This window comes from Daejeonella sp. (assembly GCF_017495225.1).
Lineage (GTDB): Bacteria > Bacteroidota > Bacteroidia > Sphingobacteriales > Sphingobacteriaceae > Daejeonella.
The window spans coordinates 16,889-40,369 of the sequence record NZ_JAFEIG010000005.1 but is presented as its reverse complement, the minus strand read 5'-3'; the positions used below and the strand labels follow the sequence as shown (position 1 = coordinate 40,369).

At 35.8% G+C, this 23,481-nt stretch carries 22 protein-coding genes; 4 read left to right on the top strand and 18 right to left on the bottom strand.

All coding sequences use genetic code 11. The annotated features are described in order from the left end of the window. Positions 1–10 precede the first annotated feature (10 nt). The 4 genes from QZ136_RS02190 to QZ136_RS02175 form a co-directional block, all read right to left on the bottom strand. Entirely contained in the window at positions 11–1,003 is a 993-nt protein-coding gene (locus QZ136_RS02190) for an ABC transporter ATP-binding protein (protein ID WP_291399836.1), read from the bottom strand. A 66-nt stretch (positions 1,004–1,069) separates the two neighbouring features. Further along, the gene (locus QZ136_RS02185; protein ID WP_291399834.1) at positions 1,070–1,882 is read right to left on the bottom strand and encodes an outer membrane beta-barrel protein; all 813 of its coding nucleotides are present in this window, start codon (positions 1,880–1,882) and stop codon (positions 1,070–1,072) included. An 11-nt stretch (positions 1,883–1,893) separates the two neighbouring features. Further along, positions 1,894–2,685 (bottom strand): hypothetical protein, encoded by a 792-nt coding sequence (locus QZ136_RS02180; protein ID WP_291399832.1) that lies wholly within the window; start codon positions 2,683–2,685, stop codon positions 1,894–1,896. Continuing rightward, the gene (locus QZ136_RS02175) at positions 2,666–3,235 is read right to left on the bottom strand and encodes an RNA polymerase sigma factor (protein ID WP_291399830.1); all 570 of its coding nucleotides are present in this window, start codon (positions 3,233–3,235) and stop codon (positions 2,666–2,668) included. Before QZ136_RS02175 ends, QZ136_RS02180 begins: the two co-directional genes overlap by 20 nt. 156 nt (positions 3,236–3,391) lie before the next feature. Here QZ136_RS02175 and QZ136_RS02170 point away from each other — a divergent pair, with 156 nt between their 5' ends. Further along, complete coding sequence (locus QZ136_RS02170) at positions 3,392–4,258, top strand: J domain-containing protein (protein WP_291399828.1); 867 nt, start codon at positions 3,392–3,394, stop codon at positions 4,256–4,258. Between the two features lie 147 nt (positions 4,259–4,405). Here the strand turns inward: QZ136_RS02170 and QZ136_RS02165 are convergent, their stop codons facing one another. The 12 genes from QZ136_RS02165 to hemA all read right to left on the bottom strand — a co-directional run bounded on the left by QZ136_RS02165 (position 4,406) and on the right by hemA (position 17,360). Continuing rightward, positions 4,406–5,512, bottom strand: a complete 1,107-nt coding sequence (locus tag QZ136_RS02165) for a Fic family protein (protein WP_291399826.1) — start codon at positions 5,510–5,512, stop codon at positions 4,406–4,408. A gap of 121 nt (positions 5,513–5,633) precedes the next feature. Then, the gene (locus tag QZ136_RS02160) at positions 5,634–7,031 is read right to left on the bottom strand and encodes a serine hydrolase (protein ID WP_291399825.1); all 1,398 of its coding nucleotides are present in this window, start codon (positions 7,029–7,031) and stop codon (positions 5,634–5,636) included. Positions 7,032–7,065: 34 nt separating this feature from the next. Then, positions 7,066–8,205 (bottom strand): hypothetical protein, encoded by a 1,140-nt coding sequence (locus tag QZ136_RS02155; RefSeq protein ID WP_291399824.1) that lies wholly within the window; start codon positions 8,203–8,205, stop codon positions 7,066–7,068. Positions 8,206–8,281: 76 nt separating this feature from the next. Beyond that, complete coding sequence (locus tag QZ136_RS02150; RefSeq protein ID WP_291399822.1) at positions 8,282–8,821, bottom strand: CopD family protein; 540 nt, start codon at positions 8,819–8,821, stop codon at positions 8,282–8,284. 37 nt (positions 8,822–8,858) lie between these two features. Continuing rightward, positions 8,859–9,884: a uroporphyrinogen decarboxylase gene (gene hemE / locus QZ136_RS02145; RefSeq protein WP_291400063.1), complete on the bottom strand. Its 1,026-nt coding sequence runs from the start codon at positions 9,882–9,884 to the stop codon at positions 8,859–8,861. Between the two features lie 20 nt (positions 9,885–9,904). Further along, positions 9,905–10,411: a tetratricopeptide repeat protein gene (locus QZ136_RS02140; RefSeq protein ID WP_291399820.1), complete on the bottom strand. Its 507-nt coding sequence runs from the start codon at positions 10,409–10,411 to the stop codon at positions 9,905–9,907. A 2-nt stretch (positions 10,412–10,413) separates the two neighbouring features. Next, positions 10,414–11,118, bottom strand: a complete 705-nt coding sequence (locus QZ136_RS02135; RefSeq protein WP_291399818.1) for a response regulator transcription factor — start codon at positions 11,116–11,118, stop codon at positions 10,414–10,416. After that, the gene (locus QZ136_RS02130) at positions 11,108–11,983 is read right to left on the bottom strand and encodes a HAMP domain-containing sensor histidine kinase (RefSeq protein ID WP_291399816.1); all 876 of its coding nucleotides are present in this window, start codon (positions 11,981–11,983) and stop codon (positions 11,108–11,110) included. The genes QZ136_RS02135 and QZ136_RS02130 overlap by 11 nt, the downstream gene beginning before the upstream one ends. Further along, the gene (hemL, locus tag QZ136_RS02125; protein ID WP_291399813.1) at positions 11,980–13,359 is read right to left on the bottom strand and encodes a glutamate-1-semialdehyde 2,1-aminomutase; all 1,380 of its coding nucleotides are present in this window, start codon (positions 13,357–13,359) and stop codon (positions 11,980–11,982) included. Before hemL ends, QZ136_RS02130 begins: the two co-directional genes overlap by 4 nt. A gap of 103 nt (positions 13,360–13,462) precedes the next feature. After that, positions 13,463–14,431 (bottom strand): porphobilinogen synthase, encoded by a 969-nt coding sequence (gene hemB / locus QZ136_RS02120; RefSeq protein WP_291400062.1) that lies wholly within the window; start codon positions 14,429–14,431, stop codon positions 13,463–13,465. A 22-nt stretch (positions 14,432–14,453) separates the two neighbouring features. Next, positions 14,454–16,064 (bottom strand): hydroxymethylbilane synthase, encoded by a 1,611-nt coding sequence (gene hemC, locus QZ136_RS02115; RefSeq protein WP_291399811.1) that lies wholly within the window; start codon positions 16,062–16,064, stop codon positions 14,454–14,456. 69 nt (positions 16,065–16,133) lie between these two features. Beyond that, a complete protein-coding gene (hemA, locus tag QZ136_RS02110; protein WP_291399809.1) occupies positions 16,134–17,360 on the bottom strand; it encodes a glutamyl-tRNA reductase in 1,227 nt (408 codons plus the stop codon). 360 nt (positions 17,361–17,720) lie between these two features. On the opposite strand from hemA, the gene QZ136_RS02105 reads away from it, so the two are divergent. Next, positions 17,721–18,554 carry an alpha/beta fold hydrolase gene (locus tag QZ136_RS02105; protein WP_291399807.1) on the top strand — a complete coding sequence of 278 codons (834 nt, stop codon included), beginning with the start codon at positions 17,721–17,723 and terminating at the stop codon, positions 18,552–18,554. Here QZ136_RS02105 and ispG read toward each other — a convergent pair. Together ispG and QZ136_RS02095 are read right to left on the bottom strand one after the other, a co-directional pair. Then, positions 18,547–20,664, bottom strand: a complete 2,118-nt coding sequence (gene ispG / locus QZ136_RS02100; protein WP_291399805.1) for a (E)-4-hydroxy-3-methylbut-2-enyl-diphosphate synthase — start codon at positions 20,662–20,664, stop codon at positions 18,547–18,549. The two genes, QZ136_RS02105 and ispG, sit on opposite strands and share 8 nt — an antisense overlap. 128 nt (positions 20,665–20,792) lie before the next feature. Continuing rightward, positions 20,793–21,419, bottom strand: coding sequence for a DUF4159 domain-containing protein (locus QZ136_RS02095; RefSeq protein WP_291399803.1), 627 nt, complete (start codon positions 21,417–21,419; stop codon positions 20,793–20,795). Between the two features lie 141 nt (positions 21,420–21,560). Between QZ136_RS02095 and QZ136_RS02090 the strand changes: the two genes are divergently transcribed. Together QZ136_RS02090 and QZ136_RS02085 are read left to right on the top strand one after the other, a co-directional pair. Continuing rightward, the gene (locus QZ136_RS02090; RefSeq protein ID WP_363244650.1) at positions 21,561–22,553 is read left to right on the top strand and encodes a MoxR family ATPase; all 993 of its coding nucleotides are present in this window, start codon (positions 21,561–21,563) and stop codon (positions 22,551–22,553) included. Between the two features lie 38 nt (positions 22,554–22,591). Then, complete coding sequence (locus QZ136_RS02085) at positions 22,592–23,479, top strand: DUF58 domain-containing protein (protein WP_291399799.1); 888 nt, start codon at positions 22,592–22,594, stop codon at positions 23,477–23,479. The last annotated feature ends 2 nt before the right edge of the window (positions 23,480–23,481 follow it).

The window sequence follows — 23,481 nt, the reverse complement described above, 5'->3', positions numbered from 1 at the left end:
TAGGTCGGCCTTAATATTCTAAATACTTATCAACTACCACCTGCACTTTCTGCCCTTTAGCATAAATTCCTGGCTTAGGATTCATCGCAATAATCTGAACATCATCACGCTCTAAAAGCAAATCTTCATAAAAACCTTTGAAGAAAATATCCTTTATTAAATATCCTTTACTGCTCCAGCTACTTTTTAGCTGTACCCATTCAGGGTAAATCATTACACTTTCCTTCTTGACTTTGATACCCATTTTTTGGGCTTCATCAGCGGATAAAACAAAGGCATTGCCAAGAAGTTTTCCTGTATAAATATGTGCTGGCGATAAATATATTTGATCTGGCTTGCCCGATTCCATCAAAATTCCATCTTTTAAAATGATCATCTGATTTGAAAGGGTTAATCCATCCACAGGGTCGTGTGAGACAAGAATCACCGTAATTCCAAGCTCCTCATTTAACCTTTTTAAATCGGCACGGAATTGAGTTTTTAGTAATGCATCCAGCTGACTGAAAGGCTCATCCAACAATAAAACCTCTGGCTCAGTAATAATTGCTCTTGCTAATGCCACACGCTGCTGCTCACCCCCACTCAACTCAATGATTTTTTTATTGGCTAAATGATCAATTCTGAGAAAATTCATCATCGACTGAGCCTTCTCTTTTTTAGACTTCAAATCTTCATTTGAGAGCATGCTTTCAATATTTTCATATACCCTCGCATAAATATTGAGGTTGAAATTTTGATTGAGCATTTTCATCGATTCGTGGCCCGGGATTAATTTCTCAATGGGACCATGAAGAGGCTTACCTTTAAATTCAATCTCGCCCGAATCGGGCATTAAAAGTCCGTAAATTAATTTCAGCAAAGTACTCTTACCACTTCCACTTTCGCCAACAATAGCAATAAAATCACCTTTTTGAATGCTAAGATTTATTGAATTAACACCCGCTGAAGAATCCTCAGAATAATGCTTACTGATATTTTGGAGAGAAATTATAGGCTGCGACATGGATTCAAATATAATAAAAAACCCCGCCTAAGCATGATAGCAAAGGCGGGGTTTTGAAGATATTTTTTACATGCCAAAAGAAATTCCGAATGCTAAATTTTTGAAATCTGTAGGACCTTGACCTTCAGCAAAAACATCTGTACCATAATATTTTACGTAAATTCCTGTTCCGCCATAACCCAATCTTGCAACGGCTCCATATCTGAAAGGATTTAAATTATAATCATCCTTAAATTTCTCTTTACCATTTTCTTTGCTCACCTGCTTAACCTTTCCATTCAATAGGAAACCAACTTCTGGACCAATTACAAACTCAATTCTATCCCCTTTTTTAATAGGATTTGAACGGAATTGAAAAGCCAAAGGAATACGTAGATATTGGCTTGAAAAACGATTCTTCTTGAAATCAACTGACTCAGTTACATAGCTAAGTGTAGGTGCCGACTTTTGAATGGTGATATTTTGCCTTAAGCGCATGTGCGTCCAATCAAGTCCTGCAGCAGTATAAATTTTAAAATTTTTATTAAAACGATAGCCCATTTCCAGGAAATCAAATGCAAAATTTCTACTTTTTGAGTTATTGCGCTCTAAAAAAGCATTTGCAGGACTTAAGGTAAAACTACCATTATCAAGATAGGTACTTATACCAAAATCAAAACGGGTGGCAGTAAAATGTAGCTTGAGCTTATCTTTTGGCTTTACAACAACTTTCGAGCTATCCTTTTTAACAATTTCTATTTTACCAATTTTAATCACTACACTTTTTTTATAGTCACCAATAGTATCACTACTAATCACAAGTGCAGTATCCTTTTTATCCTGTGCATTCGCACTTGTCAATGCCATACAAAGGGCAACAAAAATTAATGTTCTTTTCATTTCAATAGATTTTACTTCTTACTTTTTATTTTTAATAGTCCTAAATTTATTCCTGATACTTCAGTGCCCTCATCACTTTCTGTAAATTCAATCAGTTTATCTTCACGTTTATCTACTTGCGCAATTACGAAGTTCACTAAACCTCCCACTCCCTTAACTTTCCTATTTCTTGAATTAAATCCATCTGTAGAATTTCGATCTTGGGCACTAATTGAGGCGGTTAAAACCTCACGACTTAAATCAGGCTGGCTTAAATCGAGTGCCGACTGATCACCGGAGTATCTCGCCGGGACTTTCACTGGCTGTTTAGGCTGAATGACAATTGGCCTCTTGATAACATTCGAAACAATAACTTCCCCAGATGGCTCTTCAGAAGCTTTTATTTCGGGAATTACCTTCACAACTTCATTTACTAAAGTTGGTTCTGCTTTTGGCAAATCATTAGCTACTTTATTTTCCAATGACTTACTTATCAAAACCGGGACAGATTCCTCTTCGCTAGTAACCTTAAGACCCTCACTTACAGCGTCTTGCTCAATCACTTTATTTTCCTCTTGAACAATTTCGATACTGCCTTTAGCTATGATTTTCTCATCTGATTTTGTAAACCATAATCCGGCAGAAAGTACCACTACAATACTCGCAGCAGCCATCCAGAAGATAGAAAAAGTCTTTTTTGCCGGTTTTTTCTTATCCAAGCTATTGGAAATCTTTTCCCAAACCGCATTTGAAGGTTCTACTTGAAGATCTTCAAAACGCTGCTGAAATAATTTATCCAATTCTTTATCCGATATGGGATGCATAATTTAAGCCCTCCATTTTAATTATTTTTTCTTTTAATATTGACCTCGCTCTTGATAATTGAGACTTTGATGCCCCTTCACTAATCCCGAGCTCGGCAGCTATTTCCTTGTGTGAGAAACCCTCAATCACATACATATTAAATACTAATCGGTAGCCATTTGAAAGCTGCTGCACCAGTTTAAGTAAATCTTTCATCTCTAATCCACTCATGTCAAATGTACTCTGCGGCTGATCGTACACCTCATCAATATCCACCACATTTAAATTTCTAAGGTTTTTACGATAAGATTCAATAGCAGTATTCACCATAATTCTTCTAATCCAACCCTCAAAAGAACCTTCTCCTCTAAATTCAGAAACCTTCTGAAAAACTTTTATAAAACCCATTTGCAAAACATCCTCCGCCTCATTCGTATCCTTTGCATAGCGCATACAAACACCCATCATTTTTGATGAAAGTGTTTTATAGAGACTTTCCTGGGATTTTCGATCACCCATTTTACATCCCTCAAGCAGACTATCAATCGTGTACGCGTGAGTCAAATTCATATTCTTTAAAGGTAAGATGCTAAACTTTAAAAAAGAGTTGCATCCACAATAAAATAATTAAAAATTATCATCAAAAAATGGCAAAATTTCAGTAAATTAGTATCATTCTGGTCATTATGGTGCATTTTTCATTTCACCTCAAATAAATCTTAATTCATGGCATTTGTAGATTACTATCAAATATTGGGTATTGACAAAAGTGCAAGCGACAAGGAAATTAAAAATGCATATCGCAAGCAAGCGAGGAAATACCATCCGGATGTAAATCCTAACGATCAAAATGCTCAAAAAAAATTTCAAGAGGTAAATGAGGCTAATGAGGTATTGAGCGACCCTGCAAAAAGGAAAAAATATGATCAGTTTGGGAAGGATTGGAAACATGCTAATCAATATGAGTCGGCGGGACCAAGAAGCTCTAGAAGGCAGCAAGGCTATAATGGAAATTTCGGCGATAGCGACTTCTCTGATTTTTTCAGTTCGATGTTTGGAGGATCGGGAAGACAAGCCAATGTAAAGGGGCAGGATTTAAATGCGGAACTGAGACTTAATTTAAGGGATGTTTATACCACGCAAAAACGGACTATCACGATAAATGGCAAAAACATCCGACTCACAATTCCGGCAGGAGTTGAAAACGGACAAACCATTAAAATTAAGGGACATGGAGCTGCTGGAAGAAATGGCTCAACGAACGGCGATTTATTTCTCACCTTCCTAATAAATGAAGATCCTGAATTTAAACGTAAAGGCAATGATCTTCATAAAAACCATGAAATTGATTTATACACCGCTATTTTAGGAGGCGAAATTCAAATTGAAACCCTTAATGGAAAAGTTAAGTTGAATGTAAAACCTGGCACCCAAAATGGCACCAAAGTGAAATTAAAAGGCAAAGGTTTTCCTATTTATAAGAAGGATAATCTATTCGGGGATTTATACATAGAATATAGCGTTCAAATACCCGTTAACTTGACGGATAAAGAAGAAGAGTTATTTACGCAATTACAGAATATACGAAAATAAAATGGGATTTGCAAGGGGAATGACTAAAAAACACTTATTAGACTTTCCTAGCCATAATTAATCCCGAACTATTATAAATTAGACATTCTGTTTTGTTGAATTTCCCTATATGGACAAATTAAATTTTAAGCACCAAATAATTGCTTATTATTTGAGTTCAAAAGCACATAATTCATAATTTGCATTTCGCCCTTTTTCATTTGTTTGCTTTAAGATACCTTTTTCAATTAAATCTTTGATGTCACGCAAAGCAGTATCGCTAGAAACCTTGGTTATTTTCGCCCATTTAGAACTTTGGAGTTTACCTTCAAAACCATCAAAAAGTTTATTCACTATTAAGCGTTGACGTTCATTAATGGGTGTATTTTCGTGTAATTTCCAAAAAACAGATTTATGCAGAATACTTTGTGCCGCATCTTCAGTCATTAGCATAGCCTTATTCAGGCAATTTAAAAACCAGTTTAACCATTCGCTAATATCTTTTGAACTATGTTGTACTGATTGCAATACGTCATAATAACGTTTACGCTCTATTAATATTTGACTTGACATACTGTAAAAACGCTCCCCACTTCCCTCTGATTTTGCTAATAACATATCAGTTAACGCTCTGGCAATCCTACCATTTCCATCATCAAATGGATGAATGATAATGAACCAAAAATGAGCTATAGCCGCTTTTAATACAAGATCTAAAGTGCTATCACTATTGAACCAGTCCAAAAATTTATCCATTTCCATTTTAACCAATTTGGATTTTACTGCTTCATAATGAACTTTCTCTCTGCCGATAGCACCCGAAACAATTTGCATTTCGCCAGTCCGATATTTACCAACTTCAATTTTATATGGGCCGCTATAACCCGCAGGGAATAAAGCTGCATGCCAACCCAACAAGCGATCTTCGGTTAAAGGCAAATAATACCTTTGGGTAGCATCAAGCATCATTTCTACGATTCCTTCAATATGACGACTACTAGAAACAAGACCAGCAGTATTGATACCTAAGCGTCTTGCAATTGATGAACGTACTTGTTCATAATTAAGGATTTCGCCCTCTATTTCAGATGATTTTACAACATCTAAGGTTAGCGCATTTAGAGTAGCATCCTCCTTATTAGAAAAACCAAGAGCATTCATCTGCCCAATAATTCTACCCTGCTTAAGTTTAACTTCCCCAAAAACCGAATTGATAGCTTTATCATCCCATGAAAAATCAGTCCAGTTTTTATGCTCGTAAATGTATTTTGGCATAATAAATAATTTGCGGTAAATATACAAATTAATCACCGCATAAATGCGGTGATTAATTTAATTTTTCACCGCATAGAATTTTAACAAAGGGTAAATTGAGATAACTTTCTAAGTAATAAAACTAATTCTTAACCATTTTCATCAATCCAAAACACAACTTTTCAATATTAGGCATCTGAGGATTAAAAGCAGATACATTCGATAAAACAATCACACCGTTCTTCTTTTCAACATCCAAAACCATCGACGATGAATAACCACCGGTACCACCATTATGCCAAATCCAATCAGACCCTTTATCCGTCTTTAAAATATGCCATCCTAAACCTATTTTCATCCTATCGTTTATATTGAAAGTCGCACTTCTAGTTAATTCCAGTTCTTTGTTACTTTTATCAAACTGTGCTCTAGAAAATTTAACCAGATCTTCAGTACTTGACAATATTCCACCTCCCCCAAAAAGAACATCAAATTCCCAATTAGGAATTTCTTGACCTTTGGTATCCAAACCCTTCACAATATTAAATTCAATTCCCTTCGGACTAGTATATGAGTTTTTCATTTTATATTTATTGAAAACTCTTTTTTGCAATAAATCATTGAAATTGGTTTTTTGGCTAATTCCTAAGGTATACCCAAGTAAACCAGCACCTAAGTTCGAATAGTCGTACTTCTTTTCAACACTATTTTTTATTTCTAAGATATTTCTCAAATATTCATTCAAATCCTTTTCTCCATAATTCCTATAAGGATTAATCTCATTTGATAAATCAAAGTTTTCTGGCAACCGAGGTAAACCAGAAGTATGATTAGCTAAATCCGAAAAGTTTATTTTTACGCTATTTTTAAAATCGATTGAATAATAATCATTTACATAATTATTTAAATCTAGTTTTTTATCAATTACTAAGGAAGCTAAAACAGTAGATGTAAAAACTTTGGTAATTGAGCCAATTTCAAAAATTCTATTAAAGTTTTTTATTGAATTTATAGTGTCATTTTCAATAAGCACTCCATAATAACTTACATCACCATCTTTTAAGACCGCAATTGAAAATTGGGTCTTATTAGGCAAATTTTTCGCTTGAGAATAAATACTATTAGCAATCTCACTTGGGAATTCAGATAAAGCATTTACCCTATTAAGAGTGACTTCATCCACAAATGGTTTAACATAGAAGCCATTTATCAAATTTTTATCATCAATAGAAATATTGACTGCTAAAATTGATTTTTCGAATTCAGTTTTGTAAACGGCAAAGCTTTGATTTTCAAATTTCACAAAAGCACCATCCTCTATATTTCCAGCTTGTAATTTTAGTCCCCCGAGAAACTCCTTTATTTTTTCAATCGGTAGAGCATTTTTCATTTCATCAGAAAAACCATTGAAAATATTTTCAAAATTGCCTCGATTATAATTTTCTTTGAAATCCTTAAAAACCACATTATGTTTTTCATTTTGCGAAAACACTAGGTTTGAAATAATGGTAAACAGAAAAATGAAAAGTATTTTCTTCATAAAAATTAATAAAAAGAATGGTTTATGAATCGAATTACCTCTCCTCCTTCGGTTTCAATACCTTAAAAGATTGCTTATAAACCAAGAAAGAAGAATTAGAAAATTCAATCTTTCTTGATCCAGCTGGGCGACCTAAATCCATGTATGGTTCAAATCTGAAATCAAGGTATAGATTGGGAATTAATTGCTTCTGATAGGAATAGCGAAGCATAATTAATTTTCTGTTTTTTTCTGTATAACCAACATGGTTAATATGTTGCGAAACACTTTGATACAATGGCATTCCATTATGTGAAATAAACGACATCCCATTCCAATATGTTCCCAATAAAGATCCATGATGGGTGTCAATTCCAGCATTTAAAAACCAACCATGCCCCTTGCTAAAAGCTTGAATACGTGTGAACGAAAAATCATTATATCCAATTAAATAGTTCTCTGTCCTAAAAGCTTTGACAAAACCTTTCATAGGCACTTTTAACATCAAACCCACCGCCGAGTTGACAAATGTTTCGAGAGGATCCGAAGTCTCATCAATCTGTCCTCCTTTATGATAAACAGCCAGCTGTAGCGGAATAGAAAGCTGAATATTCGAACCCTTTAGCAGTTTATAGTTTGCAGATATTCCACCCAATACTTCCTCTTGTACTGGTGATGGCTTATAAATCATACGCTTCCAATTGATAAAAGCATCCAAAAACAAGGATTTATTCTCAAGCATAAACTGCGTCCCATATTCAACAGGATCAGTAATTCTCTTTTCAAAATCAAAGATAGGTTCTACTATGCGGTGATGGATATTCCCTTCCAAAACTCCATTGATAAGTGTAGTATTCCCGTTTTTAAACTTCACACTAAAAAGCGGAAGCGTACGATAAAAACCTCTTGCACCAAAATCTTTTTGTAGATGTACACCCGCACTAATTGCTAATTGTGGATGTGGATAATACACTAATTGAGGCTCAATCTGAGTCCCAAACAAAGTATAACCATCCTGAATTTTATTGAAATATTCATAGTTTCTCATAAAGTTGAAACTTTGAACGCTTAAATGAAGTTCACCTGTTTTGAGGCTATCCGGACGAATTCGATACTCTAAACTATCTGTTGAGATTTGGGCAATAGAGGTATTAAAAATGCTGAGAAGCAATAAAAAAGGTAGAAATCTCTTCATTAGGAATTATAAATCAGACAAATTGTTTTTCATTTCAATAATATAAATCTAATATTAAAGAAACACAGAATCTAATTTATTTTCCTTTTAAACGATAATACTTATAAATCTTAACGGCCGACATGATCACAGCACTAAAAACAATTAGTCCGGTTAATCCATAAATCCAATCTACCGCACTTTTTAAAATAACGGTAAACACAATGGCTACCAAAAATATGGTTGCCAATTCGTTCCATAAACGTAATTGGGTGGATGTCCAAGTAAAAACGCCTCGCTTTAGCTTATTCATGATTTGTTGACACATGAAATGATAGATCAATAAGCCAACAACAAAAGCAAGTTTCACCAACATCCAACTCATATTCAGCAAATTGGGGTTTACCCAAATCATGCCTATACCCGCTAATACCGAAAGTGCCATAGCTGGTGTGGTGATGATGTACCAAAGCTTATGCTGCATGATCTCAAACTGAGCTTGCAGGGTTAATCTTTCAGATTCTGGTCGTTCTTTGGCCTCCACATGATAGATAAATAGGCGTACAATATAAAACAAGCCTGCCATCCAGCTGACCACAAAAATGATGTGAATGGATTTTAAGTATAAATAGGCCATGTTTTGCTTGTTAAATAATTAAAAGCTAGGCTTTCAATTAATATCTAAATTCCTTCATTAATTCAACAGCATATTTCACATTATCAAATGGGATATCTGGCATAATACCATGTCCTAAATTGAAAATAAAGCCATTTTCGCCACGCATACGTTCAAAAAGACGATGGATTCTTTCCTTTATTACCTTTTTATCAGCATATAAAATATGAGGATCTAAATTTCCTTGAACTGCAATTCCTGCGGGTAATGTTCTCTTAATATCTAATAAATCTGCATTCCAATCGATAGAAATCACATCAGGCTTTGATTCGGCCATTAAAGGTGCAAAAACGGAGCTTCCTTTGCAGAATGAAATAATTGGAATATCCTTTCTATTCAGTTTAGAGATAATTTCTGTGTTATAATTATGTGAGAATTCTTTATAATCATCCCATGATAAAGCAAGAGCCCAGCTATCAAATAATTGTAAAGCATTTACTCCTGCATCAATTTGAAGATTTAAATAATCAATAGTAACCTTAGCAATTTTGGCTAGCAATTGATGCGCCAATTCAGGATGATTATGAATCAGCAGCTTAGTCAATTTAAAATCCTTTGACGAACCGCCCTCAACAAGATAACTCATTACCGTAAAAGGAGCGCCAGCAAAGCCAATTAAAGGAATGCTGCCATTTAACCTTTGCTGAATCACTTTTATAGCATCAGCAACGTATTGAAGTTTATCATCTACATCGGTCAAAAGTCTATCAACATCTGCTTGATTACGTACTGGATTAGCAAATTTCGGTCCCACACCTTGAGTAAAGCTCAAATCACCACCCATCGCTTCTGCCGTTACCAATATATCCGAGAACAGAATTGCTGCATCGATACCTAAAAGGTTTACAGGCAACATGGTGACGTCTGCAGCAATTTCCGGAGTTTTACACATCTCCAGGAATGAGTATTTATTTTTAATTTCCCAATATTCGGGCATAAATCTACCTGCTTGACGCATCATCCACACTGGAGGACGTTCGGTACTTTTTGAAAATGCAGCCCTTAAAAATAGGCTCTCTTGAATGTTATTCGCGCTCACGTTATTTAAATTTCAGATTCAATCTTTTCGATAATATTTTTTACTCTCGCTGAGATTTTAAAGGTTTTAGCTTTCTCAACATAGGCTTTCGCCTTTTCTTTATCCTTCTTGCGAAGGTTTATATTTGCCAAATGTACCAATACAATGGCTTTATCATTTTGGTTACGTAATGGAAATCGACTTGCAATTTGAAAGTGCTTTTCAGCCTCTTCATAATTATGTTTATGAAGTTCTAAGTTCCCATAAATAAACTCATAAAAACCACGACGATGCCTTCCTAAACGATCAGGATCCTCAATTTCTCTTAATAAAATTTCAGCTTCTTCGTAGTTTTTAGCATGAAATTCTCGCGCTGCCATTACCACCGTTCCTTCTCTAAAATAGCCCCAAATTAGGAAGCCAATCATTAAAACCACTGCCGCACTTATTTCATAAACTCCTTGATAGATCGTCCAGAAAAGTAAAATTACAGCAATTAAAATAACCCACAATCGAGCCTTTCTAGTAAGCATTTTTAGTGATTATCAATAAATTTATAGCCAACCCCACGGATGGAATGAAAATATGTCGGATTCTTCTGATCTGGTTCAAAATATTTACGGAATGTCAGAATGAAATTATCAATAGTCCTAGTGGATGGATAAACATCATAATTCCAAACTGTTTCAAGAATCTGCTCTCTTGAAACCGCCTCATTACGACGCTCAATTAATAATTTAAGAAGCATCGTCTCCTTTTTAGTAAGTGGAGTTATCGTTCCATCGTCACTCTTTAACTCAAATGAATTGAAATAAATGGTTTTATCTCCAATTTTATATGAATTTAATTCCTTCAGTTCATCTCCTTTAAGGCTACGCTTTACAAGATTGGCAACTCTTAAAATCAATTCTTCAAGGTTAAAAGGCTTTACCAAGTAATCGTCAGCACCTTTTTTCAAACCCATAACACGATCTTCGCTCGTGTTTTTGGCTGTTAAAAACATGATTGGAACTTCCGAATTTTCAAGACGAATAGTCTCTGCGACTTGAAAACCGTCAATTTCGGGCAGCATCACATCAAGAATAACTAAGTTAAACCGTTCTTCCTTGAATATCTTTAAAGCCTTTTTCCCATCTGTAGCTGTGGAAACCTTGTATCCTTCAAGCTCCAAATTTAATTTGATGGCCTCGAGAAGATGCTCTTCATCTTCTACTAGGAGTATTCTTTGTTTAATTAGCATGTGCGTTAAATATAACTTCGAAGATAGTCCCCGAAGGATTGTTGTTTTTCACTTTAATTGTAGCCTGGTGCTTATCAAGAACTTGCTTAACAATAAACAAACCTAAACCTGTCCCCTTTGTTTTGCGAGTCTCCTCACTTCCCACCCGATAAAATTTATCAAAAATACGTGATTTTTCTTGATCATTGATACCAATCCCAGAATCGGAAACAATTAAGGTTATTTGCGTACCTTTTTGTTTCAAAATTACATTCACTTCGGCACAAGGTGGAGAGTATTTTACGGCATTTTCAACCAAATTGGTTACTACTGATGTAAGCGCAAATTTATCTCCATTAATAAAAATCAGGGGATCAACCTTCGTTTTAATCACATGAGAACTACAGGCATGCAATTGCAAACGATCTGCAACAGAATTAACAAGCTGTGAAAAGTTAAACTGTTCCTTAGGAAAAGTGTAAGATTTACTTTCAATTTTTGTGGCGATGAGCATATTTTCTACCAAATCATCAAGACGCTCAATATCCTTTAAAGAGTTAGTCAAAAATGATTTCCGCTGCTCTGCATCCAAATCTCTCTTAATGATAGTCTCCAAATATAATTTAATGGAAGCCAATGGCGATTTTAACTCATGCGTTACGGAAAGCAAAAAATTACGTTGCTGATTATGCAATTTACGTTCGCCTTTAATGGCTTTATGCATGTAAAAAGCACCAACAAGGAAAATAAATATAAAAACAGAACTTTCACCGATTATCATACCCAGACTATCAGGCTTTGCAGCAAGCAATAACCTGCCCCACCATATTACTTGAATTACGGTGTAAACAATTAGTCCATAAAATATGATAAGCGGTCTTCTCATGCTCTTTGACCCTTAAAAACAATATCCAAACTCTCGAAAATAGCACGTTTTGCCTTCTCTAGTTCAATTTTTGAGTGTGCTGATGAAACAAAACCGACTTCATAGCCAGAGGGACCGAGATAAATACCTCGATTTAATAGCTCTCTATGCATGATTTTGAATTTTTCCATGCTTGCTGGATTGATATCTTCAGCACAGCTGATACTTTCCAACTCTGTAAATGCAAACCAAAAAATAGAACCTATTGTAAAAACCTTAAATTTATAATTTTTAGCAGTTGCATAGCGTTGAATAGACTCCACAAATTCAGCAGTTTTGGCATTCAAATCTTTGTAAAAACTTGATTTAGATAATTCTGTTAATTGTGCGATGCCTGCTGCCATGGCTACTGGATTCCCAGATAATGTACCTGCCTGATAAACAGGGCCATCTGGCGAAATCATGCCCATAATCTCCTCAGAGGCGCCATACATCCCTACCGGCAATCCTCCACCTATAATTTTACCATAAGTGATAATATCTGGTTGGATATCATAATAACCTGCTGCACCTTCAAATCCGACTCTAAATCCGGAAATAACCTCATCAAAAATCAATAATGACTTATTTTTTGTGCAAATGCTACGCAAGAATTCTAAAAACTCTTTAGTTTGAAGTAATAGTCCGTTGTTAGCTGGAATAGGTTCAATTATTACAGCCGCAATTTGATCTTTAAATTGTTCAAATGCTTGTTCTACAGCTTGGATATTGTTTAGCGGAATAACAATTGTTTCATCCGCCACAGATTTTGGGATGCCCGCAGAGGATGTTTCACCGAAAGTTACTAAACCTGAACCCGCTTTTACCAGTAATGAATCAAGGTGACCATGGTAGCAACCTTCAAATTTGATGATTTTATCGCGCTTGGTATAACCACGTGCCAAACGAACCGCCGACATAACCGCTTCTGTTCCAGAACTCGTAAAACGAAGCTTTTTAATGAATTTATTATGCTTAAGGATGAGTTCAGCTAACTGATTTTCAAGAGCTGTAGGAGCCCCAAAACTCATACCATTCTGCATTACTTCAGTCACTTTTTCACGGACTGCCGTATTGTTATGACCCAAGATTAATGGTCCCCAAGAAGCACAAAAATCAATAAACTGATTGCCATCCGCATCCCAAATAAAACAACCATCACCCTTTTGAATGAATAGTGGTGTTCCATAAACCGACTTGAAGGCTCTAACTGGCGAATTTACGCCACCAGGGAAAAAAGTCTTTGATTTTTCATATAATTCTGCCGACTTCACTCTAGAAATATCCGGCTTAACCGTAGAATTAACAATGGGCTCTTCCTCTGATCCAGAAAATATCTTTTTTATTGATTCTAACATTATTATTATAGTAGTTAGTAGTTAGTAATTAGTAGTTAGTAGAAAATTTCAGATGTCGTTCGACTGATAACTGACAACTGTCAACTCACAACTGTCAACTCACTTACATCCAGTTTTTCTCCAAAATTTCTCTAGCATGATAAGTAATTATAATATTAGCTCCTGCTCTAGTAAAGGCATACATATTTTCCATGACTACTTTCTGCTCATCAATCCAATTATTTGCTGCTGCTGCTTTAACCATCGAATATTCGCCTGAAACATTATAACAAGCAACTGGTAAATTGGTGCTAGCTCTTAAATTTTGAATAACGTCTAAATAGGCTAATGCTGGCTTAACCATCAGAATATCAGCGCCTTCCTGCTCATCAAGAGCAGATTCGCGCATCGTTTCACGAGGATTTCTAAAATCCATCTGATAGGCCTTTCTATCGCCCTTGCCTGGAGCTGAATCGGCAGCTTCTCTAAAAGGACCATAATAAGCTGAAGCAAATTTTATGCTATAACTCATAATGGCAGTGTTTACAAAGCCATGCTGGTCCAATTTTTCACGCATCCCACGAATTCGTCCATCCATCATATCCGAAGGAGCAACCATATCAGCACCTGCCTGAGCATGCGCCAAGGCCATTTGTGCTAAAATATCAACAGTTTGATCATTCTGTACATAATTGTCGTGAAGTATCCCACAATGACCGTGCGTAGTGTATGCACAAGTACACACATCAGTAACTATGTAAATATCGTCTGCGAAAGCCTTTTTTAATCCACGCACCGCGTTTGCTACGATCGAATTTTTATCGAAAGAAGAGCTGGCATCCTCCGTCTTTTCTTCACCAACACCAAAAAGCAATACTTTGTTTAGTCCCACTTTCAAGGATTTCTCAACATCCTTCAAAAGTGTATCAACTGAAAAATGATTAATTCCAGGCATTGCATCAATACCATGAACCACATTTTTGCCAGGAACAACAAAATAAGGATAAATGAACATATCCTTCGACAATCTGGTTTCTGCAACCATCTCGCGCAAAATCGGCGTTTTTCTTAGTCTCCTAGGGCGAATTAACATATTATCCATGCTATATTTTAAATTAGTCGAGCGCAAATACGGCCTCTGCCAAGCCTATTTCATCAGGCGAAAATGGCAAAGTATATTTAACACCCATTTCATCAAATTTCTGCCCTGTTGTTTTACCAATACAAATTACCTTTTGATCAGGCTCAAGCAAGTTCTTGGCAAAATAGGAATCTACGTTTGAGGGACTTGTAAAAATCAAGACTTCAGCATTAGATTTTTCAACATCATCTGCGCTAACAGTCTCATAAACAGTCAATTCAAGTATTTTAGTATCAGCAGATAATTCCTTTTGAATAGTCTTTAAAGAGCCTTTTGCACTTGGGAAAAGAACATTTTTACCATTGGCAAGTTTAGCAAATTCTTTAGCGATATCGCTTGTATCAATACCCTCCTCTTCACCATTAAAATCGGCTTTTTTACCATGGAGACGTAGTGCATCCTCGGAAGCTCTACCCAAGACTCCAAATTTGACTTTTTTAGGAAGTTGGGGCTCTAATTTGAAGAAATACTCAATCGCATTCTTACTACTGAAGAAAACCCAATCTATATTTCTAAAAATAAATGAATCCAATTTATTAATCGATGGGAAAGTCCGAATTAAAGAGCGCCCCTCCACTTCAACGCCATGCTTAGCCATGGAGTGTTTTAGGTAGCTTGATTCAGAAAGTTCGCGGGTAATAAATATATTTTTGGGAAATTCCCGATTAGGAGCAAATTTTGCAACAATCTTTTCAGCAATTCCTTCAGATGTTTGAGATTCAGTGAAAAGTCTATCCGGAAAATCATCACCATCATCCGCCTTGGAAGTCCAGATTTGAAACGTATTACCATCCTTACGGCAATAACATCCCAAAGGCATTTGACAGCCACCCTCAAATAGGTTCAACACTTTCCTTTCGATACCAATTTGCTCTGCAATATCCTTATTATTAATGGCTTGAAGCTTTTCAAAAAGAGCGGTATCGCTTTCACGAATTTGATAAGCCAAAACACCTTGAGCAGGCGCAGGAATCAATTCATTAGGCTCCAACTCCTCGACATAAAATTCACTTAAATCGAGCCCTAAGCGCAAAACACCTGCCTTAGCAAGCATGATAGCATCATATTTTTCATCCCTTAACTTCTGGATTCTTGTAATCACATTCCCACGAAGCTCTTCAATTTCAAGATCTGGGCGAACTGCCAAAAGCTGTGCCTTTCGTCTGTTAGACGATGTACCAACCATAGCCCCAAATTTCAAAGATAATTTATGCTGAACATCAACACAATCCTTCAAGATTAAAAGAAGCTCAGCAGGATCTTCACGCTCAGAAACTGCAGCTATAATTAAACCTTCAGGATGATTAGTCGGTAAATCTTTATGAGAATGAACAGCAAGATCGATAGTCCCATTTAAAAGCTCCTCTTCAAGTTCTTTTGTAAAAAAGCCTTTGCCTTCAAGCTTATCAAAACTTAAGTTAAGAATTTTATCGCCTTGAGTTTTAATGATTTTTAACTCCGAATCAAGTCCGATGTTAGACAAAAGATCCTTAACGTAATTAGCTTGCCATAATGCGAGCTCACTCCCTCGGGTACCAATAATTATTTTAGACTTTTCTTTATCTTCTGTTAAATGATCAGACATGGCATTAAATTGTATTGACTCGTTTTTTGAAGGCCAAAAATAGCCAAAATCATTGGGATAAGCAGGAAATCAACTGTTATTTATCAATATATCCTTTGCCATAATCATTGGAAGGCTGATATATTTCTTTTCCATATAATTCATCACTCGCTCTAATACTTCGCGCGATTGTTGATCCATATTTTCAATTTCTTGAGCAAAAATACCGTTTACAGCAGCATTCCTGATTTCTTTGATTTTTTCTGGCACCTCTTTCATGGCAATCTCAACCCGGCGTTGCTTTAAAACAGGTTTGAAATCTTGAATGTTCTCTTCAATAATACGCTCAGCAAAAATAAGTTCCTCATAACGCTCCTTTAAATTGCTGTTGGCTATTTCCTGCAGACTATGGACTTCGATGAAGGTAACAGGGTTGTTTTGAAGCACTTCCGGACTTGTATCATTTGGAACAGCTAAATCAACAATCACTTTTCTAGATTCATCTCCATTAAGAAGTGACTTATAAATTTCATTGGTAATTATAGGTTCTGTAGCACTTGTACAAGTAATAATAACATCAAATCCGTTTTTAAACGTTTTTAATGCATCTAAACCATAAGCTACACCACCCAATTCATCAGCAAGAACACGTGCATTTTCAATCGAGCGATTAAAAATTGTAAAGTTTGAATATTTATGCTTTTGTAGATATTTAGAAAGATTTTTATTTGTCTCGCCGGCACCGATAATCAAAATTCGAGAATTAGTACACATTTTAAGCTCTCGCAATTTTCTGTAAGCTAAAGAAACCACTGAAATAGGTTTGCGAGCAATAGCGGTGTTGGTATAAACTTCTTTGGATGTTTTAACAACACGGTTCATTATAAGACGCATGTAATCGCCGGTAAAGCCTGCAACACGGCAAGTATCATAAGCCTTACGTACTTGGGCAAGAATTTCCTTTTCACCAACTACTAAACTCTCTAGTGAACATGAAATCCTAAGAAGATGATTTAATGCATCCTCATCTTCATAAATTGAAACTTGCTCAGAAAAATTATGAGCCTGCTCTTCAGAAATGGGCAAGTTTAAAGCCTGAATAAAATCCTTTACAAATTCATGTGTTAGATTTTGCTCAGCAGTAAAAACAAACTCTACGCGATTGCAAGTCCCAATGTAAAATATTTCAGGAATGCCAAACTTCTGTCTAACACTTTCTAAACTACTTTCCAATGACTCGTTGCAAATAACAAATTTACCTAAATCCTTTAGGTCGATTTGTTTATGCGTAAAGGCAATGACTTTTAAATACTTCAAGTTGTGTAATCCTATTTTTTAAAACCGAAACAAATGTAATAAATAAGGGTTTTTCAATATGTCATACCTATGTAAACACAAGCGTTTAGAAAGATTATAAACAAGATATGACAATAAGCTGTAAAATAACCTCGAAATATATTAATTCGGGATGTTTTTTTGAAAAAAATCTTGATAAAACGTAAATAATCCCAATAAATAAAATTTAATAGAAATAGATCAAATTGGGCCGAATTTGTTACAAAACATCCAATAAAGTTTGGAAAATAGCTTAATTTTCATATATTGTAATGTTCATTTCAAAAGAGTTTGATTGAATATGGTGTTTATCGCCAAATAGATATTAAAATTAATTATATTATGATTATCCGTCAATCATTCACTATTGAAGGAGCAGAAGGAAGACCCATTTTAATGGATCTTCATTTTAAAAATGGTCAAGAAGATCGGCCCATTGTATTATTTGTACATGGTTTTAAAGGTTTTAAAGATTGGGGAGCCTACAATCTTGTTGCAGAATACTTTGTAAAACAAGGATTCAGATTTCTAAAATTCAATTTTTCACATAATGGTACAAGTCCCGAAAAACCAACAGAATTCACTGATCTTGGTGCCTTTGGCGACAATACATTTAGTAAAGAATTTTTTGATTTAGACCAAGTAATTTCATTTGCAAAAAGTGGCAAAGACTTTCCTAAATCAGAAAAATTATACCTTATCGGACATAGTCGAGGTGGCGGAACATCGATCATTCAGACTGCTAAAGACACTCGTATCAACAAACTGATAACTTGGGCTGCAATCTCTGATTTTAGAAGTCTCTGGAAAAAAGAAGATGAAAAAGAGTGGCGAAGCAAGGGTGTTATTTTTAGTTTTAATACACGCACAAAACAGTACACTCCCCTAAAAATCGACCTTTTACACGATTTAGAAAAAAATGTAAAAGCATACGATATATTACTCGCAGCTCAACAAATTCATAAGCCTTGGCTCATTATTCACGGAGATCAAGATATTAATGTTTCTCTTGATGAGGCCTTAAAACTCAATGAAAATTGTCCGCAAGCAGAATTATTTACTGTTCCTTATGCAAACCACGTTTTTGGTGTCTCACATCCTTTCACAAAAGATGAATTATCCCTTGAGCTTCATTTGGTATGCGAAAAAAGCGTGGAATTTCTAAAAATTAGCTAATTATTTCTGGCTCTATCCAATTCCCATCTTCACGGATAATCCCAATTAACTCATCTAAAGCATTATCAGAATCAACATTCTTTTTCACAACTTCCTTACCACGATACAGGGTTATTTTACCCGGTCCCGTACCTACATAACCATAATCAGCATCTGCCATCTCTCCGGGACCGTTCACAATGCAGCCCATGATTCCAATTTTTAAGCCTTTAAGATGATCTGTACGGCTACGAATCATTTGAGTAGTAATCTGTAAATCGAAGAGGGTGCGACCGCAACTCGGACAAGAAATATATTCGGTTTTTGAAATTCTAGAACGCGTAGCCTGCAAAATACCAAAAGAGGTAGAAAGAATATTTTTTGTCGGAATATCTGATGCTTCTGCCCAAATTCCATCACCAAAACCATCCAATAATAAACCTCCGAAATCAGTGGCAGCATATAATTGAAAATCAGATTCTTGAGGTAAGAGAACCGATTTTTGATCATTTAAGGAATATTTTCGCTTGATAATTACTGGAACATCAAGACCCATTTCGATTAATTTGAAGAAGGCATTACGCTGATCCTGCAAACCACATAGCGCGTCAGTTTCTAAAACAAAAACTAAGGTATCATCGAGAGGTAAATCCTTAAATAACTCAGAATCAATATCTTGATTGCTTATTGAAACTAAGTTCAATGCAGCATCATGATCTTTTGATGATATAAACTCTTCCAAAGTGTAAAATGGATGACAATTACTTTTATTGGCAAGCGTCTTCCAAGTTGAATAATTATAAAGTTGCTTTAAATTACCAGGGAAGCTAAAAGAAGGTAATTGATCGGCTAAATAAACAAAATCGCATGATTGCTCAGCCATATTGTATTTATCAAGCAGTGATGAATAGATATATCCTACATCACCTAAAACCGCTGGATCTTTTAAATTTTTACCTGAAATATCAATTACTACTCGAGGTACTTGATGACCGCCAATAAAGGTATTTAGCTCTGCTGATTGACGCTTCTGATACTCATAGGGATTATGATTTGCCCCCAAACTATTTCCATCAATGCCAACTGATAACTGATAACTGTCAACTGATTTATTACCAACTGATTGACTGCCAACTGTCAACTGAGAACTGTCAACTTTTTGACTGCCAACTGCCAACTGAGAACCGTCAACTGACAACTGAGAACCTCCAACTGACAACTGCCTCACCTTATACCTATCTGCCAATGCAGAAGCCACAGGAGCTTCAAATTCAGGATCTTCTGTAAGTGAAACACGAATGGTATCACCTAAACCATCTTCCAAAAGGGCACCAATACCTACTGCCGACTTAATTCTTCCATCCTCTCCATCACCAGCTTCGGTTACACCTAAATGTAAAGGATAATTCATTCCCTCCTTTACCATAGTTTCAACTAGTAATCGATAAGCCTGAACCATCACTTGAGGATTACTCGATTTCATTGAAATTACGAGATTATAATAATTTAAATCCTCACACATGCGCATAAACTCCATGGCGGATTCTACCATCCCACGAGGAGTATCGCCATAGTGGCTCATAATTCGATCAGAAAGTGAACCATGATTGGTACCAATTCGCATGGCAGTACCATATTCCTTACAAACTTTAACAAGAGGGGTGAATTTTTTGTAAATTCTCTCTAGCTCAGCTTGATACTCAGAATCGGTATACTCAAAATTTTCAAAACGCTTTTTATCTGCGTAATTCCCAGGATTAATTCGGACCTTTTCTACAATCCTAGCTGCTTCTTCAGCTGCATTAGGTGTAAAATGTATGTCTGCAATTAATGGGACTTGATATCCACGGGCAACTAATTCCTTTTTAATTAAAGCTAAATTTTTAGCTTCCTTAATACTAGGTGCAGTTATTCTAACTAACTCACATCCAGAATCCACCATTCGGATAGTCTGCTCAACCGTGCCAAGGGTATCCATGGTATCAGTTGTAGTCATACTTTGAATTCTTATCGGATTGTGCGCACCCATCGCAATATTTCCAATCAATACTTCCCGAGTTACAAACCTAGAATAAGTATCCAAAGAGTTACAATACTTGCCGTTTAGAGCATCAAATGGCTTCTTTATCATTAAAAAGGATCAAAATTTTACAAAAATACATAATATGATGCTTATCTATTGTCAAATTTTTGTAAGGCTAAAAAGCGATACAATTAAATACAATATCCTGATAATCAAATAAATACAGTGAAAATATTTCACACTCCCATCGCATACACAATAATATTGACCCCGAATTTGGTATTATCTTCAGCATAAAAGCGTTTATTTCTAAAATCATAATCCCACTCACATCCATAATCCTTATTGCTGTATAAAACACCAATTCGGCCGTTAAACTCCACTGCTTTAAGGTAATCGTGAACTAAATCATCGCCCCAGCCATTTAGTTCAAAAGAAGTGGTAGGCGGACCCTTTTCAAATTCAAAAAAAGATCGATAAATTTCATGATTGTTCGGAATCTTTTTTAAGGCTGTGGGACCAAAAAGTGAGCTCATTTGCGCCTCAAACGATTTAGCGAAGAGTCCGTCGATATCATGATTACAATCATCTACAAACACAAAGCCCCCATTTTCAACGTATTTTTTAAAATTGACCTTCTCCTGCTGATTGAATTGAACCAATTTATGTCCGCTGAGATAAGTAAACGGATACATAAATATCTCATTACTAGCAAGATCTACAACTTTTTCTTCATAATTAATCGGAATTGTGGTATATTCTACTAGAGAGTTCAGCAAATTGGAAGGCATACGTTGATCCGTGTCCCAGTTTCCTGAGCGGTATTTAATTCTCGCAAATGTGAACTTAGAAATAACGTTCATCAACAAAATCTTTAATATTCTTCCCAAAAAACAATTTAGAAAGCTTTTTGTGTAAAAATACGGTTGGAAAAACACATATCTCTACAATCCGCCAAAATATTCCTAATTTTCGCTTTATTTATTCAATTATACGAAATGGAAATGTCAGAAAGCAAGATCAAGGCAATAATTTCAAAACTACCTCATTTAAAGCAGGAAATTCAAAAAGTTATTGTTGGACAGGATCAAGTATTGGAAGAAATGATCATCGCTTTAATGGCTGGTGGGCATTGTCTGTTGGAGGGGGTTCCGGGACTTGCAAAAACATTGATGGTAAAGAGCTTATCGCAAGCCATGCATCTTTCTTTCCGTAGGATTCAATTTACACCCGATTTGATGCCTACCGATATCATTGGAACCGAAATTTTAGAAGAAGATCATAGTACAGGAAAAAGGTTTTTTAAATTTAATAAAGGACCAATTTTTGCAAATATCATTCTTGCGGATGAGATAAATCGTACCCCACCAAAGACTCAAGCAGCGTTACTTGAGGCCATGCAGGAGTTTGAGGTAACTTATGGCGGACAAACATACCCTCTTGATCGTCCGTTTTTTATACTTGCAACCCAAAATCCAATTGAGCAGGCAGGAACCTATCCCCTACCTGAAGCACAACTCGATCGATTCCTACTTTTTGTAAAAATAGGCTATCCTACAGCACAAGAAGAATTTGGAATATTAAATAATACTACTGGTTCTAAAAAAGCAGAAATAACACCCGTTTTGAGCGGTGAAGATATATTACAGATCCAATCACTCGTTAGAGAGGTAAGTATTAGCGAAGATTTGGTGGAATATGTCAGCAATTTTATTCGTGCCACACGTCCTGATACCACCAACATAGAATATGTTAAAGAATGGGTACGCTGGGGCGCGGGACCACGAGCAGGGCAAGCATTAATATTAACAGCCAAGGCAAGAGCCTTGCTAAAAGGCCGTTTTGCTGTTGTTATGGAAGATTTGCATAGCATGGCTTATCCGGTATTAAGACACCGAATACTCGTTAATTTTAAAGCTGAAGCAGAAAATGTGAGCTCGGATCAAGTGACAGCCGAACTAATTAAATCGGTGGAACGTTCAAAAATAAAGGCTTAAATAATTATTGATATTTCTTAATTAAGCAAAACTACCACATGAGTAAATTATTAGACCCGAAAGTCGTAATGGCAATCAAAGACCTTTCATTGGCAGCAAAAACTGTGGTGGATGGTTTTATGACGGGACTTAATAAAAGCGCTCTGAAAGGTCCGGGTTTAGAATTTAGTCAGTACCGCTCCTACCAACCTGGTGATGATTTACGATGGCTCGATTGGAAAATGTATGGCCGTTCTGATCGCTATTATATCCGCGAATCTGAAGTGGAAACGAGCATTTCGGTACGCTTTGTAATTGATGCAAGTGCCTCTATGAATCATGAAGATGGGAACTTCAAAAAAATTGATTATGCTAAATATCTAGTCGCATCACTTGCTTATCTTGCTCATTTACAAGGCGATGCAATCGGGCTCTATGTGTTTCAGGATGAAGGTTTTTACTCCTTAGCCTCCAAACAAGATTTCCAACATTTATCAAGAATGTTTTATCAACTGGAAAATATTAAAGCTGGAGGTAGCTTTACAAAACCTATTTATTATAAAGATCTTTATTCTGCATCCAAGGGCAGAGAGCTCCTAATTTTTATAACAGACCTTTACGAAGAAAATGGAGAGCTCTTGCAATTACTAGATACATTCAACGCACTAAAAAATGAAGTGATTGTATTCCATTTGATGGGCAAAAATGAACTCGACCTCGATTTTAAAGCTTATTCAGAATTAGAAGATTTGGAAACCGGAAAAACTGTTAAAATTGATGTAAAAACAGCAAAAAAAGACTATCAAGAGAAGTTAAACGAGCACCTGAACGGACTCAGAATGAAGCTTTTAGATCGAAATATTTATTATCGAATGATTAGCATGGCCGAACCTCTCGACCAAGCATTAAGAGATTTTTTAAATCAACGTAAAAAACAAAGAATTTAAAC

What these genes read in the sequence shown, in the direction of transcription:
- QZ136_RS02190 (WP_291399836.1), bottom strand. Translation starts at nt 1,003, where the DNA reads ATGTCGCAGCCTATAATTTCTCTCCAAAATATCAGTAAGCATTATTCT.
- QZ136_RS02185 (WP_291399834.1), bottom strand. Translation starts at nt 1,882, where the DNA reads ATGAAAAGAACATTAATTTTTGTTGCCCTTTGTATGGCATTGACAAGT.
- QZ136_RS02180 (WP_291399832.1), bottom strand. Translation starts at nt 2,685, where the DNA reads ATGCATCCCATATCGGATAAAGAATTGGATAAATTATTTCAGCAGCGT.
- QZ136_RS02175 (WP_291399830.1), bottom strand. Translation starts at nt 3,235, where the DNA reads ATGAATTTGACTCACGCGTACACGATTGATAGTCTGCTTGAGGGATGT.
- QZ136_RS02170 (WP_291399828.1), top strand. Translation starts at nt 3,392, where the DNA reads ATGGCATTTGTAGATTACTATCAAATATTGGGTATTGACAAAAGTGCA.
- QZ136_RS02165 (WP_291399826.1), bottom strand. Translation starts at nt 5,512, where the DNA reads ATGCCAAAATACATTTACGAGCATAAAAACTGGACTGATTTTTCATGG.
- QZ136_RS02160 (WP_291399825.1), bottom strand. Translation starts at nt 7,031, where the DNA reads ATGAAGAAAATACTTTTCATTTTTCTGTTTACCATTATTTCAAACCTA.
- QZ136_RS02155 (WP_291399824.1), bottom strand. Translation starts at nt 8,205, where the DNA reads ATGAAGAGATTTCTACCTTTTTTATTGCTTCTCAGCATTTTTAATACC.
- QZ136_RS02150 (WP_291399822.1), bottom strand. Translation starts at nt 8,821, where the DNA reads ATGGCCTATTTATACTTAAAATCCATTCACATCATTTTTGTGGTCAGC.
- QZ136_RS02140 (WP_291399820.1), bottom strand. Translation starts at nt 10,411, where the DNA reads ATGCTTACTAGAAAGGCTCGATTGTGGGTTATTTTAATTGCTGTAATT.
- QZ136_RS02135 (WP_291399818.1), bottom strand. Translation starts at nt 11,118, where the DNA reads ATGCTAATTAAACAAAGAATACTCCTAGTAGAAGATGAAGAGCATCTT.
- QZ136_RS02130 (WP_291399816.1), bottom strand. Translation starts at nt 11,983, where the DNA reads ATGAGAAGACCGCTTATCATATTTTATGGACTAATTGTTTACACCGTA.
- hemL (WP_291399813.1), bottom strand. Translation starts at nt 13,359, where the DNA reads ATGTTAGAATCAATAAAAAAGATATTTTCTGGATCAGAGGAAGAGCCC.
- hemB (WP_291400062.1), bottom strand. Translation starts at nt 14,431, where the DNA reads ATGTTAATTCGCCCTAGGAGACTAAGAAAAACGCCGATTTTGCGCGAG.
- hemC (WP_291399811.1), bottom strand. Translation starts at nt 16,064, where the DNA reads ATGTCTGATCATTTAACAGAAGATAAAGAAAAGTCTAAAATAATTATT.
- QZ136_RS02105 (WP_291399807.1), top strand. Translation starts at nt 17,721, where the DNA reads ATGATTATCCGTCAATCATTCACTATTGAAGGAGCAGAAGGAAGACCC.
- ispG (WP_291399805.1), bottom strand. Translation starts at nt 20,664, where the DNA reads ATGATAAAGAAGCCATTTGATGCTCTAAACGGCAAGTATTGTAACTCT.
- QZ136_RS02095 (WP_291399803.1), bottom strand. Translation starts at nt 21,419, where the DNA reads ATGAACGTTATTTCTAAGTTCACATTTGCGAGAATTAAATACCGCTCA.
- QZ136_RS02090 (WP_363244650.1), top strand. Translation starts at nt 21,561, where the DNA reads ATGTCAGAAAGCAAGATCAAGGCAATAATTTCAAAACTACCTCATTTA.
- QZ136_RS02085 (WP_291399799.1), top strand. Translation starts at nt 22,592, where the DNA reads ATGAGTAAATTATTAGACCCGAAAGTCGTAATGGCAATCAAAGACCTT.